Source organism: Flavobacterium sp. SH_e (assembly GCF_025717045.1).
In the GTDB taxonomy this organism is placed as follows: domain Bacteria; phylum Bacteroidota; class Bacteroidia; order Flavobacteriales; family Flavobacteriaceae; genus Flavobacterium.
Genome location: NZ_JAOVZN010000001.1, coordinates 201,463 through 216,809, shown reverse-complemented (window position 1 = coordinate 216,809; position 15,347 = coordinate 201,463). Strand labels below are relative to the sequence as shown.

10 protein-coding genes and 1 tRNA gene are annotated in these 15,347 nt (G+C 34.3%); 5 read left to right on the top strand and 6 right to left on the bottom strand.

What is annotated here, in order from left to right:
* Window positions 1-134: 134 nt before the first annotated feature.
* Window positions 135-566, bottom strand: coding sequence for a hypothetical protein (locus OD917_RS00940; RefSeq protein WP_263521675.1), 432 nt, complete (start codon window positions 564-566; stop codon window positions 135-137).
* A 144-nt stretch (window positions 567-710) separates the two neighbouring features.
* Complete coding sequence (locus OD917_RS00935; RefSeq protein ID WP_263521674.1) at window positions 711-3,122, bottom strand: TonB-dependent receptor domain-containing protein; 2,412 nt, start codon at window positions 3,120-3,122, stop codon at window positions 711-713.
* Window positions 3,123-3,366: 244 nt separating this feature from the next.
* Here OD917_RS00935 and OD917_RS00930 point away from each other — a divergent pair, with 244 nt between their 5' ends.
* Entirely contained in the window at window positions 3,367-3,648 is a 282-nt protein-coding gene (locus OD917_RS00930) for a hypothetical protein (protein WP_263521673.1), read from the top strand.
* A gap of 129 nt (window positions 3,649-3,777) precedes the next feature.
* Here the strand turns inward: OD917_RS00930 and purL are convergent, their stop codons facing one another.
* The 3 genes from purL to OD917_RS00915 form a co-directional block, all read right to left on the bottom strand.
* Window positions 3,778-7,431 carry a phosphoribosylformylglycinamidine synthase gene (gene purL / locus OD917_RS00925; protein ID WP_263521672.1) on the bottom strand — a complete coding sequence of 1,218 codons (3,654 nt, stop codon included), beginning with the start codon at window positions 7,429-7,431 and terminating at the stop codon, window positions 3,778-3,780.
* Between the two features lie 385 nt (window positions 7,432-7,816).
* Window positions 7,817-9,670, bottom strand: coding sequence for an endonuclease (locus OD917_RS00920; RefSeq protein WP_263521671.1), 1,854 nt, complete (start codon window positions 9,668-9,670; stop codon window positions 7,817-7,819).
* Between the two features lie 302 nt (window positions 9,671-9,972).
* Window positions 9,973-11,481, bottom strand: a complete 1,509-nt coding sequence (locus tag OD917_RS00915) for a hypothetical protein (RefSeq protein WP_263521670.1) — start codon at window positions 11,479-11,481, stop codon at window positions 9,973-9,975.
* 245 nt (window positions 11,482-11,726) lie between these two features.
* On the opposite strand from OD917_RS00915, the gene OD917_RS00910 reads away from it, so the two are divergent.
* The 4 genes from OD917_RS00910 to OD917_RS00895 all read left to right on the top strand — a co-directional run bounded on the left by OD917_RS00910 (window position 11,727) and on the right by OD917_RS00895 (window position 14,181).
* The gene (locus OD917_RS00910) at window positions 11,727-12,158 is read left to right on the top strand and encodes a PaaI family thioesterase (protein ID WP_008468565.1); all 432 of its coding nucleotides are present in this window, start codon (window positions 11,727-11,729) and stop codon (window positions 12,156-12,158) included.
* A 3-nt stretch (window positions 12,159-12,161) separates the two neighbouring features.
* Window positions 12,162-13,229, top strand: coding sequence for a chorismate-binding protein (locus OD917_RS00905; RefSeq protein WP_263521669.1), 1,068 nt, complete (start codon window positions 12,162-12,164; stop codon window positions 13,227-13,229).
* An 82-nt stretch (window positions 13,230-13,311) separates the two neighbouring features.
* A complete protein-coding gene (gene bshB1, locus OD917_RS00900) occupies window positions 13,312-14,028 on the top strand; it encodes a bacillithiol biosynthesis deacetylase BshB1 (protein WP_263522043.1) in 717 nt (238 codons plus the stop codon).
* A 79-nt stretch (window positions 14,029-14,107) separates the two neighbouring features.
* Window positions 14,108-14,181, top strand: a tRNA-His gene (locus tag OD917_RS00895).
* Between the two features lie 199 nt (window positions 14,182-14,380).
* On the opposite strand, the gene OD917_RS00890 is transcribed toward OD917_RS00895, so the two are convergent.
* On the bottom strand, window positions 14,381-15,235 hold the full coding sequence (locus tag OD917_RS00890) for a neutral zinc metallopeptidase (protein WP_263521668.1): 855 nt from the start codon (window positions 15,233-15,235) through the stop codon (window positions 14,381-14,383).
* Window positions 15,236-15,347: the final 112 nt, after the last annotated feature.

Sequence of the window (15,347 nt, the reverse complement as noted above, 5' to 3'; positions counted from 1 at the left end):
ATGATTTTTAATTTTATAAAATTTAATGGGAAAATTTACGGGTACTTTTAAAATTCTACGAAAACGTTTTCTTTTTGGTAGAAAATTTCCTCAAAAATGAAGAAAAATTTAAAAGTAAGACGTTTTTTTATTGATTATTGTACGTTATAATCCTCGTATACTTTTACTCTTTCCCCCATTAAAAACATTTTTTTCTTGGCAAAATGAATAGAGAATTGAGAATAATACCATTCTTCACTATCGTTAGGTCTGTACCAAAAAGTGTATGATGCACTATTAAATCCTTCTTTAAAAATAGGAGTACCTTCGTCTGTACATTCAATTCCCCAATTGATTTTTTGTTTGCTTAAATCTTCTGCTTGGATAAAACCTGTTCCATCTGGATTTAGAACAGTAATGGGTTCTTTTTGGTTTAATGGAGCATAAGTCCCAGGAACTGGATAACCAATTGTCGTGGTAATATAACGTTCTTTTGAATTATGAATAATTTGATCAACATGAACTTGCGAATGCGATTGAAAGGCTGTAAAAAATAGTGTTACCACTAATAAATGTAAAAATTTCATTCTTATGTAGATTAAAGTGTTTTTGGGCTGAAAGTATCTGATGAACAGATTTCTTTTGGCGAATATAACTCAATTTTTTAATAGAATTGAGACTTAAAAATACAAGAATGAAATTTTTATTTTTTAATGATTTCAGATCAGTTTTTACTCTGTTGAAAACTGATTTTCCAGTAATTTTTCTTTAAAATCAGATCTAAAAGTATAAGCAAATGTAATCATCAATGCGCGTGTATCAGATTTAGATGTTCTTTGGTTTTTAAACAAAACTGTATTGTTTTTATAACCGCTTTCTAAAGTGTTGAACATATCGGTTACAACCAATCCTAATCGAGCATTTCCTTTTCCTAATTTTTGCTGAAATCCCATATCAACATTATAGATTGGAATTCTTTTTCCTTGCGGAGTTGCTACAGCCGAATTATAATTTCCGATAATCTGAAGTTTCCCACCTTTCCAGGGAATAAAGTTGTTAATCACTTTTCCGTACCAACTGAAAGCACTTTTTACAACATCTTCGGCTTGTTCTAAATTGCCAGCGCTAATATTCTGCTGAAAAGCTGTTAAACTAATATTGGCATCATAAAATGAAAATGGTTTTAAACTAAAAATAGATTCAAGTCCGTAAGTAATCATGTTTCCAATGTTTTGAGGCTGTAATAAAACAACTCCATTGTCTTGAAGCGTACCATATTGCCTGATTGTATTATTGGCATTTCGATAGAAAGCATTTCCTGAAAACGAATAATTATCCCATTCTTTATTATAATTTAATTCTACAATATGAATGATTTCAGGCTTTAAATAAGGATTCCCTCCATGCGGATTCAACGCATCTGTAATATCAATAAAAGGATTCAAATCATCTAAATCTGGGCGATTGATACGTTTGCTATAACCTAATTTTAGAAATTCATCTGATTTCAAATTTAATTGAAGAGATGCTGAAGGGAAAAGTTTTAAATAATTATTAGAAAAATTATCAGTTCCAGTTTCAGTTTTTCCGCTATTTGAAACTTGTTCAGCGCGAAGCCCTAAATTATATTTCCATTTCTGATTGTCTTTTGTACCTGAATGAGAATTTAAAAGTCCGTAAAAGGCATTTATCTGTTCGTTAAAATCAAAAATATTACTTGCCAGCGGATTAATTACATAATCTCCATTTACTAAATCAGCGCTTTGAAAATCAGAATTGAAGAACCTGAAAGTTCCTTTATATCCAGTTTCAATTATTGATTTTTCCGAAATTGGAAAAGCATAATTTAAAATGGCATTTGAGATATTTTCTTTTTCATAATTATGCGTTTTTTGCCAAAAAGTATCGCCAATTAGCATTCCGTTTTCATCATAATTATCAGTGTCAATATCGGTGTTTTCTTTATCAAAATTGAAAGAAGAAGTAATACTTGCATTTAAGCTTTTTCGATCATCAGAAAATTTGCGGTCATAATTGAAAGCCAATTCTGCTACTTTTGAACCTTGCAGTTCTAATGAATGACGTTTGTTGCTAGAGAAAAATTCATCAGAGCTATTTGAAACATTTGTTCTTAAGGTTTCGTCATTTTTTAAATTTTCGATGTTTCCAAGGGCTTCAAAAGAGAAAGTGTTTCTTTCGTTAGGTGAAAAGTCAACATTGAATTTTAAATTCTGTAAACCTTCCGTGCGTTCGTCATGTCTATTTTGGCGAATATAATGCTCATCTTCAATAAAATAATTGGTTCTTTCGCCTTCAATGCTTTTTGTTCTTCCCGCAAATCGATTGTCGTAAGCAACTCCAACATTCCATTTATCATTTTTGTAGTTTAAAAGCGCAGAACTGCTTATTCTTCCTTTTGCACCAAATCCGCCGCCGAGAACTGCCGCACCATTTATTCCGTTTAGATTATTCTTTTTAAGTTTAATATTAATGATACCGCTTTCTGCATTCGCATCGTATTTTGCCGTCGGACTTGTAATAACTTCAATACTTTCAATACTGCTCGCAGGAATCTGATTCATATTGGTAATAGCAGAATTTTTTCCATTAATCAAAATCAAGGGCGTTTTTCCTCTTAACGAAATAGCATCATCGGCATCTACAGCGACAGTTGGAATGTTTTTCAGCATATCGATTGCTGTTCCTCCAGATTGTGAAATGTTAGAAACGGCATTAAAAACAAAACCTTCAGTAGTTTTCTGAATTTGTTTTTTCTCAGATTTTACAACAACTGTATTAAGCAAATTTGCATCTTCCTGCAAAACAATATCACTAATCGAAATAGGAGAACCTGTATATTTTATTTTCTGATTCTGAGATTTAAAACCAATCAGACGAAATTTTAGAATGTATTCTGCTGGCGTTACATTTTCAAGAATGAATTTTCCAGAAGAATCTGTAACCGCATAAGCATATATTTTGGTAGTATCGGTAACTGGTTTTAAAACCACATCGACAAATTCGATTGGAGTTTTTCCATCAGACACAATTCCGTTAATAGAATTTGTTTTTTGACTAAAAGAGTATTGGCTTATAGTAAATAAGATAATTGCAGTGACTAGATTTTGTTTCCATTTTTTCATGAGACAAAGTTATTTATCCAATGAAAAAAGGAATAATATTCTACCTTAAGATACTATTAAATTAAACTTAGGGTATATTAATTGACTTAAGAAAATAGGAAGATGAAAATAAAAAAGGGTGTTTTTCCCCTTTAAAAACAGGAAATTTCATAGACAGTTTGCAAAACACGATTTCTATTTTTAGTCCGTCAAAATGCGGAAGCCGAAAAGCAAACGAGTAGGCATGTTTTAAATTGAAATAATTATGGAAACTGCTTTTTTCTTAGCGATGGGCTGGTGCGGCACAAAATATCCAGGCTGGTGGAAAAAATTCTTCAAACAACCGCCCTTTCCAGAACCAGAACCCTGGTGGATTATTGCAACAATTGGTCTGGGATTAATTGCCGGATTAGCCGGAGGAACAATCTTTAGTATTGCTGTTCGTAGCAGTCCGTTCTTTGCTGGACAAGCCGCAATCGCTTCCGGACTGTTTGCTTTTGGAACCGCAAATATTGTAACTGGAATTGCGTCCTCTTTTAGAGGCTGAAAATAAAGAATATCTCGGCCATTTGGGGATAGCGTCGAGATGTTTTCCTGCCATGAATTAATTAATTATTTCATGGCAAAAAAAACGCCCGACAAATTCGGGCGTTCTTTATTTAATGAAAACTAAAAATTAGTTTTTCTCAATCCATTTTCTTGCATTAACAAAAGCTTCGTGCCAAGGTGTAACCTCGTCATTTCTATCTTTTGGATAATGCGCCCAGTTCCATTGGAAAGTCGAACGCTCAATGTGAGGCATCATAACCAAATGTCTTCCAGTTTTATCGCACATCATAGCCGTGTTGTAATCAGAACCGTTAGGGTTTGCAGGATAACCTTCGTAAGCATATTTAGAAACAATGTTATAGTTTTCTTCAGCTAAAGGCAATTTAAATTTACCTTCTCCGTGAGAAACCCAAACTCCTAAAGTGCTTCCTGCCAAAGTCGATAACATTACAGAATTATTTTCTTGAACTGTTACAGAAGTAAAGATACTTTCGTGTTTCTGGCTTTCGTTATGGTGCATTTTTCCGTGAACTTCATGCTCTGGATTAATAACTTCCAATTCCATAAACAATTGACATCCGTTACAGATTCCGACAGATAAAGTATCTTCTCTTTTGAAGAAATTATCTAAAGCAGTTTTTGCTTTTTCGTTGTATAAGAAAGCTCCAGCCCAACCTTTAGCAGAACCTAAAACGTCTGAGTTAGAGAATCCTCCAACAGCTCCAATAAACTGAATATCTTCAAGTGTTTCACGACCAGAAATTAAGTCTGTCATGTGAACGTCTTTTACGTCAAATCCAGCTAAGTACATCGCATTTGCCATTTCACGCTCAGAATTACTTCCTTTTTCACGGATAATCGCTGCTTTTGGTCTTGGCTTAGAATTGTCGATTTCTGGTTTTTTTCCTGTAAAGTGTGCAGGGAAAGTATAATTTAAAACCTGATTTTTATAGTTTTCAAAACGTGCCTTAGCTCTTCCGTTTTTAGATTGTTTTTGATCTAATAAATACGAAGTTTCAAACCAAGTATCTCTGTAAGTTGGAATATCCAATTTCCAGTTTCCAACTTCTAAAGAAGCTGTAGAAGTTACAGAACCAATTTTGAAAAATTCAATATTATTAGCTTTTAATTTAGCTTCAACAGCTGCATCAGATTTAGCTTGGAATACGATTCCGATATTTTCTGCGAAAAGGATTTTCAATAAGTCTTTTTCAGCAAATGCAGAGAAATCAATTTTAGCTCCCAAATTCACATCAGCAAAACACAATTCTAATAAAGTAGTAATTAAACCACCGCTTCCAATATCGTGTCCCGCTAAGATTTGGCTTTCGCCGATTAATTCTTGGATAGTATTAAAAGCATTTTTGAAGAAAGAAGCGTCTTTAATAGTAGACGTTTCGTTTCCGATAGTGTTTCTGATTTGTGCAAAAGATGAACCTCCTAATTTGAAATCATCTTGAGACAAATTGATATAATAGATTGAATCTCCGTTTTTCTGTAAAACTGGTTCAACAACTCTTCTAATATCTGTACAGTTTCCGGCAGCCGAAATAATAACCGTTCCAGGAGCAATTACTTCGTCGTTTGGATATTTTTGTTTCATTGAAAGCGAATCTTTTCCTGTAGGAATATTGATTCCCAATTCGATTGCAAAATCTGAACAAGCCTGAACTGCTTCGTATAAACGCGCATCTTCACCTTCGTTTTTACAAGCCCACATCCAGTTTGCAGAAAGAGAAACGCCTTTGATTCCGTTGATAATTGGAGCCCAAATTAAGTTTGATAGAGATTCTGCAATTGCATTTCTAGAACCAGCGGCAGGATCAATCAAAGCTGCAATAGGAGCGTGTCCGATAGAAGTTGCAATACCTTCTTTTCCTAAATAATCTAGAGCCATAACTCCAACATTGTTTAAAGGCAATTGTAACGGACCTGCATTTTGCTGTTTTGCTACTTTTCCTCCAACGCAACGGTCAACTTTGTTTGTTAACCAGTCTTTTGAAGCAACAGCTTCTAAACGTAAAACATCTTTTAAATAGCTTTCAAAATCTGCAGCGTTGTATGCAACATCAGCATATTTTCTGTCCACTGTAGTATCAGTCATAACCGTTTTTGGAGAACTTCCGAAGAAATCTTCTAAAGCATAATCCATCGGTTTTGAGCCGTTAGTTTGTGATTGGAAAGTAAAACGGTGATCTCCCGTTACATCTCCAACTTCATACATTGGCGAACGCTCTCTGTCAGCAATTCTTTGCAACGTATCAATATCTTTTTGACCAATAACCAATCCCATTCTTTCTTGAGATTCGTTACCGATAATTTCTTTTGCAGAAAGAGTAGGGTCACCAACAGGCAATTTATCTAAATCAATCAAACCTCCAGTTTCTTCAACCAATTCAGAAAGACAGTTTAAGTGTCCTCCAGCTCCGTGATCGTGAATAGAAACAATTGGGTTATTGTCGCTTTCTACTAAACCACGAATCGCATTAGCCGCACGTTTTTGCATTTCCGGATTTGAACGTTGAATTGCATTCAACTCAATTCCTGAACCGAAAGCTCCTGTGTCTGCAGAAGAAACCGCAGCACCACCCATTCCGATTCTATAGTTTTCACCTCCAAGAATTACGATTTTATCGCCTTCTTTTGGTTTGTGTTTGATAGATTGATCTAATTTTCCGTAACCAATTCCACCTGCTTGCATGATTACTTTATCGTAACCAATTTTACGGTTTTCTTCTTCGTGTTCGAAAGTTAAAACAGAACCTGTAATAAGCGGCTGGCCAAATTTATTTCCAAAATCAGAAGCTCCGTTTGAAGCTTTGATCAAAATATCCATTGGTGTTTGGTACAACCATTTTCTTTCTTCAACAGCATTTTCCCATTTTCTGTCTTCTTTCAAACGAGAGTAAGAAGTCATATAAACTGCAGTTCCAGCTAATGGTAAAGATCCTTGTCCTCCCGCTAAACGGTCACGAATTTCTCCCCCAGAACCAGTTGCAGCTCCGTTGAAAGGTTCAACCGTTGTTGGGAAATTGTGTGTTTCTGCTTTTAATGAGATTACAGAATCGAATTCTTTTATTTCGTAAAAATCGGGTTTATCAGCCGATTTTGGTGCAAATTGCTGCACTTTTGGTCCTTTTACAAAAGCAACATTGTCTTTGTAAGCAGAAACAATATCGTTAGGATTTTCTTGAGATGTTTTTTTGATTAATTTGAAAAGAGAAGTTTCTTTTTCTTCTCCGTCGATCACAAAAGTTCCGTTGAAAATTTTGTGACGGCAGTGCTCTGAGTTTGCTTGTGAGAAAGCAAAAATCTCTGAGTCAGTTAATTTTCTTCCAAGTTTAGTCGAAAGATTGTTTAAGTATTCAACTTCTTCTTCGCTTAAAGCTAAACCTTCAACTTTGTTATAAGCAGCAATATCATCAATTTCCAGAATTGGTTCTGGCTGAATGTTGATAGTGAAGATTTCTTGATCTAATTCGTTGAATTTTTGAGAAAGCATTGGGTCAAAATCAGTAAAATCTTCCGTTGCTGGATGAAATTCTTCGATTCTGATAATACCTGAAATACCCATATTTTGAGTAATTTCTACAGCATTTGTACTCCAAGGTGTAATCATAGTAGCGCGTGGACCAACAAAAAATCCTGCTAATGCAGATTTTTCGATCTTGTTCGCGTCGGCAAAAAGCCAATTTAATTTTGAAATGTCTTGAGCTGAAATTTCGTTTTGCGTTTGTACCGCAAAAACAGTTTTGCTTTGGTTTTCAAAGAAATGGATCATTTGTGTAGTTTGTTGTATTGAGCTGCAAATTTAATGTAAATAAATAGTAAGCGCAAATTTGGAAACCATCTCTTTTCAAAAAAAATGAAATTGCTTTTTTCTTGCATTTTTTCTACCAAAAAGACGCAGAATCAAGAGGTTTTAACCTTTTGCAAAATTTAAAGATTTAGTAAAAAGTCTTCTTTGATATTTTCTGCTATATTAAACTTTTAGAAGAAAAGAAATCAAAATTTCAAACATCAAATTTTGCCATTTTTACAAGAACAGACTTGCAAAATTTACGAAACTTCAAAATAAGTCAAAAGTTTGTGATTAAAGAAAATTCTCTCAACTGCAATAAAAAAAGCGGCAAATTGCCGCTTTTTAATTGATGAAAATCTGATTTTTAATTAATAATGACCTTTTTGAAAGCTATTTTTTCGCCTTTTATAACTTTAATAATATAGACTCCCGATGATAGATTTTGGATTGAAATTTCAGGAGAAGTTGTATTTTGTTTTTCGAAAACTTTCTGTCCAGAGTATGAGAAAACTTCAACTGAATAAGGAAGATCTGAATTGGCTGATTTAATTCCGAAATTTCCATCGGAAGGATTTGGGTAAATTACAATTTCGTTAGAATTATCAATAATTTTCTCTTCTTCTATTTCTGCGGTTTGAACCATTTTGCTTGCTAAGTTATTGCAGGTATCTTGTGAATACGAATCCCATTGTGCACTTAGATTGAAAGTGGTGCTCGGAGAAGTTACAGTCGATTTTCTTCTTAAAGTAACATCGATGGCAAAATTAGCTGTTCCGCCGTTGAAAGTTCCAATAATATCAATTAGAACACCATTTTTGAATAAACCTACGGCGTCATTTCCGTTAAAAGTCAGTTCGGTTGCTGTGGTCGAAATGTTGGCAGCACTTGTAGAAAAACAGCTCGATGGCATTGAACTGTTTACAATTACAAATTTACTGCCTGTTGTTAAGGTTCCGCTTAAAGCTAAGCCTGTGCTCCAAGAACCAGCGCCGTTTGTTTGTTTTTTAATCGTATAAGCCGATAAATTAATAGAAGCTCCTGTGTTATTGGCAATTTCTAAAGCTTTATTGTTTCCAGAACCTTCAATGTATTCAGAGAAAAGAAGATCAGTTGCAGTTCCAGTTCCGCTGCTGTCTGTTGTAACGCTTATTGTATTGCTTGACGCAGAAGCATTTCCTGCAGCATCTTTTGCTTTTACATAAATAGAATAACTTGTCGAAGCAGTTAAACCTGTAATCGTTCCAGTTAGTCCAGTGACAGTTGTTTTTAAAACACTATTCGCATAAATATCATATCCAGTTACGGCCACATTATCGGTTGAAGCTGTCCAGCTAAGCGTAATCGAAGTTGCAGTTTTTGCAGTCGAAGCCAAACTTGTTGGCGCTGTTGGTGCTTGAGTATCTCCAGAAGATGTTCCTCCCCAAATTTGATTTACATATTCAGGATGATCAATAAATGGATTTCTATTGTTTTGACGTGTATAAATTGCATTGTTTCTAGCAATTTCTCTTGCACTTACAGGATCTTGCGCGTGCCAAGCCAAAAGCATATTTAAGAAAGCTGTTGTAAAAACTTGGTTGCTTGAACCGTTAAACATAGCATAAGAATAACCTGCAACTGTATTTTCGTATCGTGTTGCAAAATAGAAATACATTCTGGCAATATCGCCTTTAAATTCATTTATTGGTTCGAAAACAGTTCCAGAATATCCAGAAACAGCACTTGATCCTAATTTGCTTCCGTTTTGAGAAGTGTACGTTGCAGAGCTTACATTCCCGTGAGGATAGTTTGAACGTATTCCGTTTACTTTTCCATCAGTTGGCGTAATAAAATGCGCATCGGCAACCATTGGTGATTGTTCATTAAAAACAGATTGCGGAATAATATGTTCTCTATTGTAACAATCGCCTTCAACAGAATAATTGCCACATCTTTGAGTGGTTCCAGTTGTATAAGTGTACGGATCTGTTCCAGATGGATTTTCAGAATACATATCTAAAATAGTTCCGTCGTTCTCGTAGAAATTGTCAACGTCAGAAGTTTGATAAGTAGTGTACAATCCAGCATATCCATTATCTGTATGACCTTTAATAATGTTATACAATTGTGTTTTTAAGGTGTAACCCGTTCCAGTTGCCGTGCTGTAGTATCCAGAAGGAATTTGGGCAAAACCAATTGTAGTAAGAAACAATAACAGTAAAAAGTAGTTTTTTTTCATAAGTAATAGTTTTTAAGATTTGGTTGAGAAAACTATTTTAAAAACTTGATTATTAAGTTTTTAAAAATGTGTTATAACAAATCTACTATTTTTATGAAAGCAATACGTTAAGTGATGTTTAATTTTGGATATATTTTCTTACGATGTTTTTTTTTTGTTTGCCACGAAGGCGCTAAGGTGCAAGCTTATTTCGGCAGATAAGATTTTCGTTCCAATATTCGTTAGACGTACTGCAGTGCGTCTACAAATATACTTTGTGCAAAAAGAAAACTTTGCGCCTTAGCGTCTTCGTGGCAAAATCATTATTTAGGGAAATCCTGACTCTGATAAGCACCCAAATCTGGAGGAGAAGTTCTCGTAATTCCTAAAATGTCTGTTGGAATTATATATGCCTGATTCCCTTTCGCGAAAGCGGAAGAAGTATTGTCGATATTCAACTTATTCTGCGAAACATTATAAAACTTCGGATTTTCATTCAAAATGATATTATTATAATGTTCAGTATCGGTTTTAAATTGATAATCTGAATTTGATGTACTTCCAAATTTCAACAAACAATTATTTAATTGATATACAAACGGTGCGCTTGCATTCTTATCTAAATTAAACTCGTTTGTAGCCGAACCGTAAATAATGCAATTATTAAAAGTTGCTTGAGTAAGTGGATTTGTTTCTGGAGTTGCTCCAGCCAAAGAATTACTTAAATTTACCGCAAGCTGAGAACCGCCTGACCAATTATTGTTGAAAGTGCTGTGTACAAAACTATAACTTCCGCCGTAAACGCATGATAAACTTGCCATTCCGGCATAATTGATCACAATGTTTTCAGCGTTAATTTGTGCATTTTGAGCTAAAATTCCGTACTCAACACAATTGTAAACTTGAGTATTTTTAATTTCAATTGTATTTAACGGACTTCTGAATTCTAAACCAGTTACGGCATTTTTTAAAGTTAGATGATTAATAGAATGGTTCGTGCTTCCTTTCTCAAAAATAACCGAATTCCATTGTCCAGGAATATCAGAATAAAGTGACTCCAAGCGATCGCCTTCAAAAATAACTTCGTTTTCGAGTTTATCAGTTGTAGAAGCTGTTCCGTTAATTTCTAGAGAAGCTTTATTGCCAATATACAATCCAGAATTGGCATGAAAATGAACTCTTGCACCAGCTTCAAAAGTTACTGTTTTATTTTCGGGAACTCCCGCGTAGCCATAAATTACATATGGCTTTTCGTTTGTAAAAAGAAGTTCGTTTCCGTTTGTTGGATCATTTTCGCTTAAATAAAATCCGTCGACTTCTTTACCGTCAATTTCGATTTTTTCTTTTGTTCCGTCAGGATTTTGGTTCGGATATAAGAAAACAGCATCTTGAATTAAGGTTACCAAAGCTACTTCCTGTAAATTAGCTCCACTATCAAACTGAATTTCATCGGTATATAAAAAATCATCAGGATTTGCATCTGTAATATCTGCCGTGGTTTCTATGAAAATGTACAGACTGTCTTTTGCTAAAAGCGTAACGTCGTTAAAAATCTTTCCTTCATTGCCACTCATTCCGTCAACAGTCATTCTGTATTTGGAGTTTAAGCCTTTTTTTAATTGTACAGTCGGAATCGAAATATCATTTTTACTTCGGTTATAAACTTTCAATTGATAAGTGCTTGAGCCTATATTTTTAAAAACAGTGTCTAAATAAACAGTGTCTTTTGAGAACTTTAAATCTCCAGAACTGGCAACAGTATCAAAATCAGTTCGGCAAGAACTGAAAGTTAAAATTAGAGCAATAATGGAAAGTGCAAAGTATTGACGCATTGTTGTTTTTCTTTTTTTTTGCCACAGATTAAAAGGATTAAAAAGATTTTCCGCAATGCGTTAAAAAAATAAAATCTGTGTTAATCTGTGTAATCTGTGGCAAAAAAAGCCAAAGATTGATTTTGATTGTTTTTGTAAAAATAACAAAAAACCTACAGGTTTGAAGTTGATTTTTAAATTTTAGAATCTGATTTTAGATTTATGTCTTATCTTTCTTTAATTTTACGTTTTTAAAGTTTATTTTAATGAATTATACAAAAGAGCAGATTTTGGCGCGCTGTAATGAGTTTTCTAAAAACACATTAATGGAAACGCTAAAAATTGAATATATCGATGCCGGAGAAGATTTTTTAACTGCAAAAATGCCAGTAAATCCGAGTGTTCACCAACCAATGGGGTTATTGCACGGAGGCGCTTCTGTAGCTTTAGCAGAAAGTGTTGGGAGTGCGGCTTCTTTCTTTTTTATCAATCCGAAAGAGCAGGAGGTAAGAGGTATTGAAATCTCGGCAAATCATCTAAAAAGTATTCGCGAAGGTTATGTTTTTGGAACAGCCAGGATTATTCACAAAGGAAGAAGCCTTCATCTTTGGGAAATCAAAATTACTGATGAAGAAGGGAATTTGGTTTCACTTTGTAAATTGACGAATATGGTTTTGGAAAGAAAGAAAAGTGAATAAATTATGAATGCATTTTTCTTGAAAATTAAAAATCATAAAGCACAAAATTTACCTTTTGTGCTTTATTCTAAACCCAACACAACAGATCTTATTGGGATTTTACAACAAAATAATACATTGCACAAAGTTTCGGATTACAGCGAAAAAGGATTTGTTTTTGCTTCTTTTGATGAAAATCAATTAATTCTAATTCCAGAAAACGAATCTGAAATTATTACTGCTGAAAAAGAAAAAACTTCTTTCGAACCAATTGAAATTGACGATTTGAGTTTTGATCCTGAAGCTAAATTTCAATATGAATATTTGGTTGGACAAGGAATTCAAGCAATAAAAAATGAAGAGTTTAAAAAAGTAGTTTTGTCAAGAAGTGAAGAAGTTCCTTTGGCTGAATTTGATTTTATCGAAACTTTTCAGCATTTGGTTCAATTGTATCCTGCAACATTCTGTTATTGTTTCTTTCATCCTAAAATTGGACTTTGGATGGGAGCAACTCCAGAAAAATTATTGAAAGCAAACGCAAATGTTTTTGAAACCATGGCTTTGGCGGGAACGCAAAAAGATAATCAGGAAGCAGAAATTGTTTGGCAGCAAAAAGAAAAAGACGAACAGCAATTTGTAACCGATTTTATCGTAAAAAGACTTCGAGAGTTTACGGCTTCGGTTGTCGTTTCTGAACCTTATAGTTTAAAAGCAGGATCGATTTGGCATATTAAAACGGATATTTCTGGAGTTTTAAAAGAAAATTCGACTTTAGAAGAAGTAATTGATACTTTGCATCCTACACCAGCTGTATGTGGGCTTCCAAAAAAGAAATCAAAAGCATTTATTATCGAAAATGAAAACTACGATAGAACATTTTATACAGGTTTTTTAGGTGAATTAAACAGCACTTTTGCAGGAAATAATGCAAGTTCTGATTTATTTGTAAATTTACGATGTATGCAGATTCAGGACGAAAAAGCGATTTTATACATGGGCTGTGGTATTACAAAAGAAAGCGTTCCTGAAAGAGAATGGGAAGAAAGCGTTAATAAATCAATGACAATGAAGAGAGTTTTGAAAATAGCTTAAAAATAGTTTCAAGTTTAGAGTTTCAGGTTTCACGTTCTGTACGTAACTTGAAACATGAAACATGAAACAAACAAAAAAAGAAATGAAACTAGACATATTAGCCTTTGGCGCACATCCAGACGACGTAGAATTAGGTTGTGCTGGAACAATTTTAAAAGAAGTTTCCCTTGGAAAAAAAGTAGGGATTGTAGATTTAACACGTGGTGAATTAGGAACGCGCGGGACAGCAGAAATTAGAGATCAGGAAGCAAAAGATGCGGCGAAGATTTTAGGGGTTCTTGTTCGTGAAAATTTAGCAATGCGTGACGGATTTTTTGTTAATGATGAAAAACATCAATTAGAAGTGATTAAAATGATTCGTAAATACAAACCAGAAATTGTATTGTGTAATGCAATTGACGATCGTCATATTGATCACGGAAAAGGAAGTAAATTAGTTTCTGATGCTTGTTTTTTATCTGGTCTAATGAGAATCGAAACTATTGTTGATGGAGAGAAGCAAGAAGCTTGGAGACCAAAAGTAGTTTACCATTATATTCAATGGAAAAATATTACTCCAGACTTCGTTGTGGATATCACAGGATTTGAAGAAAAGAAAGTAGAAGCAATTATGGCCTATAAAACTCAATTTTATGACCCGAATTCAAATGAACCTGCAACGCCAATTACAAGTAAAAACTTCTTTGAAAGCTTAAATTATCGTGCAAAAGACTTAGGAAGACTAGTTGGGAAAGATTTTGCTGAAGGTTTTACAGTTGAAAGATGTTTGGCAGTCAATAGCTTAGAAAATTTGATTTAATTTTTATGAAAATTTTTCATTTTTTTCTTTGTAGAACTCAACCTTTGTTCTATATTTGCACTCGCTAAGCAGAAAAATGGTGGTTGTAGCTCAGCTGGTTAGAGTAGCGGTTTGTGGTGCCGCGGGTCGCCGGTTCGAACCCGGTCAGCCACCCAGATAGAAAGCCTTGAAGAAATTCAAGGCTTTTTTTGTTTTCTGAGGAAAACAAAAAAGTAAAATTCCAATTTTTTGAAATTCCAAATTCCAAAGTATATCAACTTGGAATTTGGAATTTTTTTTAATTGAATTTCATAAAAAAAAGCCCAACTGCAAAGTCGGGCTTTTCTAATGGTTATTATATTTGGTTTGTGTATTATCGAATTTCTTCAAATGTAGTGCCTTGCTTAATATCGCCGGTTTTAAAACCTTTATTAAACCAATACATTCTTTGTTCTGATGTTCCGTGAGTGAAAGAATCTGGAACAACATGGCCTTGCATTTTACTTTGAATGGCATCGTCTCCAACTGCATTTGCAGCGCTTAACGCTTCTTCGATGTCTCCAGTATCTAAATTAGTTTGATTGTAATGTGCCCAAACCCCAGCATAAAAATCGGCTTGTAGCTCTAATGCTACAGATAATTTATTCGCTTCGGCATCACTTTTTCCTTGCTGCATTTGACGCATTTTAGAAGAGGTTCCTAACAAAGTCTGAATATGATGTCCAATTTCATGTGCAATTACATACGCAATGGCAAAATCGCCTCCTTTTGCACCAAATTTAGTTTTCAGTTCTTCAAAGAAATCTAAATCCATATAGACTTTTCGATCGCCTGGACAATAAAACGGACCAGAAGCAGATGATGCGCCTCCGCAGGCAGTTTGCACAGCACCTTTAAAAAGAACTAATTTAGGTTTTTCATATGTCATGCCATTTTCGGCAAAAATTTTACTCCAGATGTCTTCATTATCAGCCAAGACAACTCTCACAAAATTTCCCATTTCTTCGTCTTCCTTGCTTAATGGAGCCGCAGCTTCGGTTTGCTGACCTTGTCCGCCTTGCATTTGTTCTAGAATTGGGGCGATTTGCTGACCAGTTTCTCCACCAAAAACATTAAGCAGTAAGATAATAATACCAATAACACCACCGCCAACGAGTGCTTTACCACCGCCAGAAATTGATCTGCGATCTTCGACATTATCACTTTGTCTTCTGCCTTGCCATTTCATATTGAATTGTTTTTAAACTTATTATCTAAAATGATATACGAATTTATAGATTTTTTATGATAAATTTTGCAATTGGAACATTTAAGTTTTTAAAAAGATTGTGATATAGTCG

What these genes read in the sequence shown, in the direction of transcription:
- OD917_RS00940 (WP_263521675.1), bottom strand. Translation starts at nt 566, where the DNA reads ATGAAATTTTTACATTTATTAGTGGTAACACTATTTTTTACAGCCTTT.
- OD917_RS00935 (WP_263521674.1), bottom strand. Translation starts at nt 3,122, where the DNA reads ATGAAAAAATGGAAACAAAATCTAGTCACTGCAATTATCTTATTTACT.
- OD917_RS00930 (WP_263521673.1), top strand. Translation starts at nt 3,367, where the DNA reads ATGGAAACTGCTTTTTTCTTAGCGATGGGCTGGTGCGGCACAAAATAT.
- purL (WP_263521672.1), bottom strand. Translation starts at nt 7,431, where the DNA reads ATGATCCATTTCTTTGAAAACCAAAGCAAAACTGTTTTTGCGGTACAA.
- OD917_RS00920 (WP_263521671.1), bottom strand. Translation starts at nt 9,670, where the DNA reads ATGAAAAAAAACTACTTTTTACTGTTATTGTTTCTTACTACAATTGGT.
- OD917_RS00915 (WP_263521670.1), bottom strand. Translation starts at nt 11,481, where the DNA reads ATGCGTCAATACTTTGCACTTTCCATTATTGCTCTAATTTTAACTTTC.
- OD917_RS00910 (WP_008468565.1), top strand. Translation starts at nt 11,727, where the DNA reads ATGAATTATACAAAAGAGCAGATTTTGGCGCGCTGTAATGAGTTTTCT.
- OD917_RS00905 (WP_263521669.1), top strand. Translation starts at nt 12,162, where the DNA reads ATGAATGCATTTTTCTTGAAAATTAAAAATCATAAAGCACAAAATTTA.
- bshB1 (WP_263522043.1), top strand. Translation starts at nt 13,312, where the DNA reads ATGAAACTAGACATATTAGCCTTTGGCGCACATCCAGACGACGTAGAA.
- OD917_RS00890 (WP_263521668.1), bottom strand. Translation starts at nt 15,235, where the DNA reads ATGAAATGGCAAGGCAGAAGACAAAGTGATAATGTCGAAGATCGCAGA.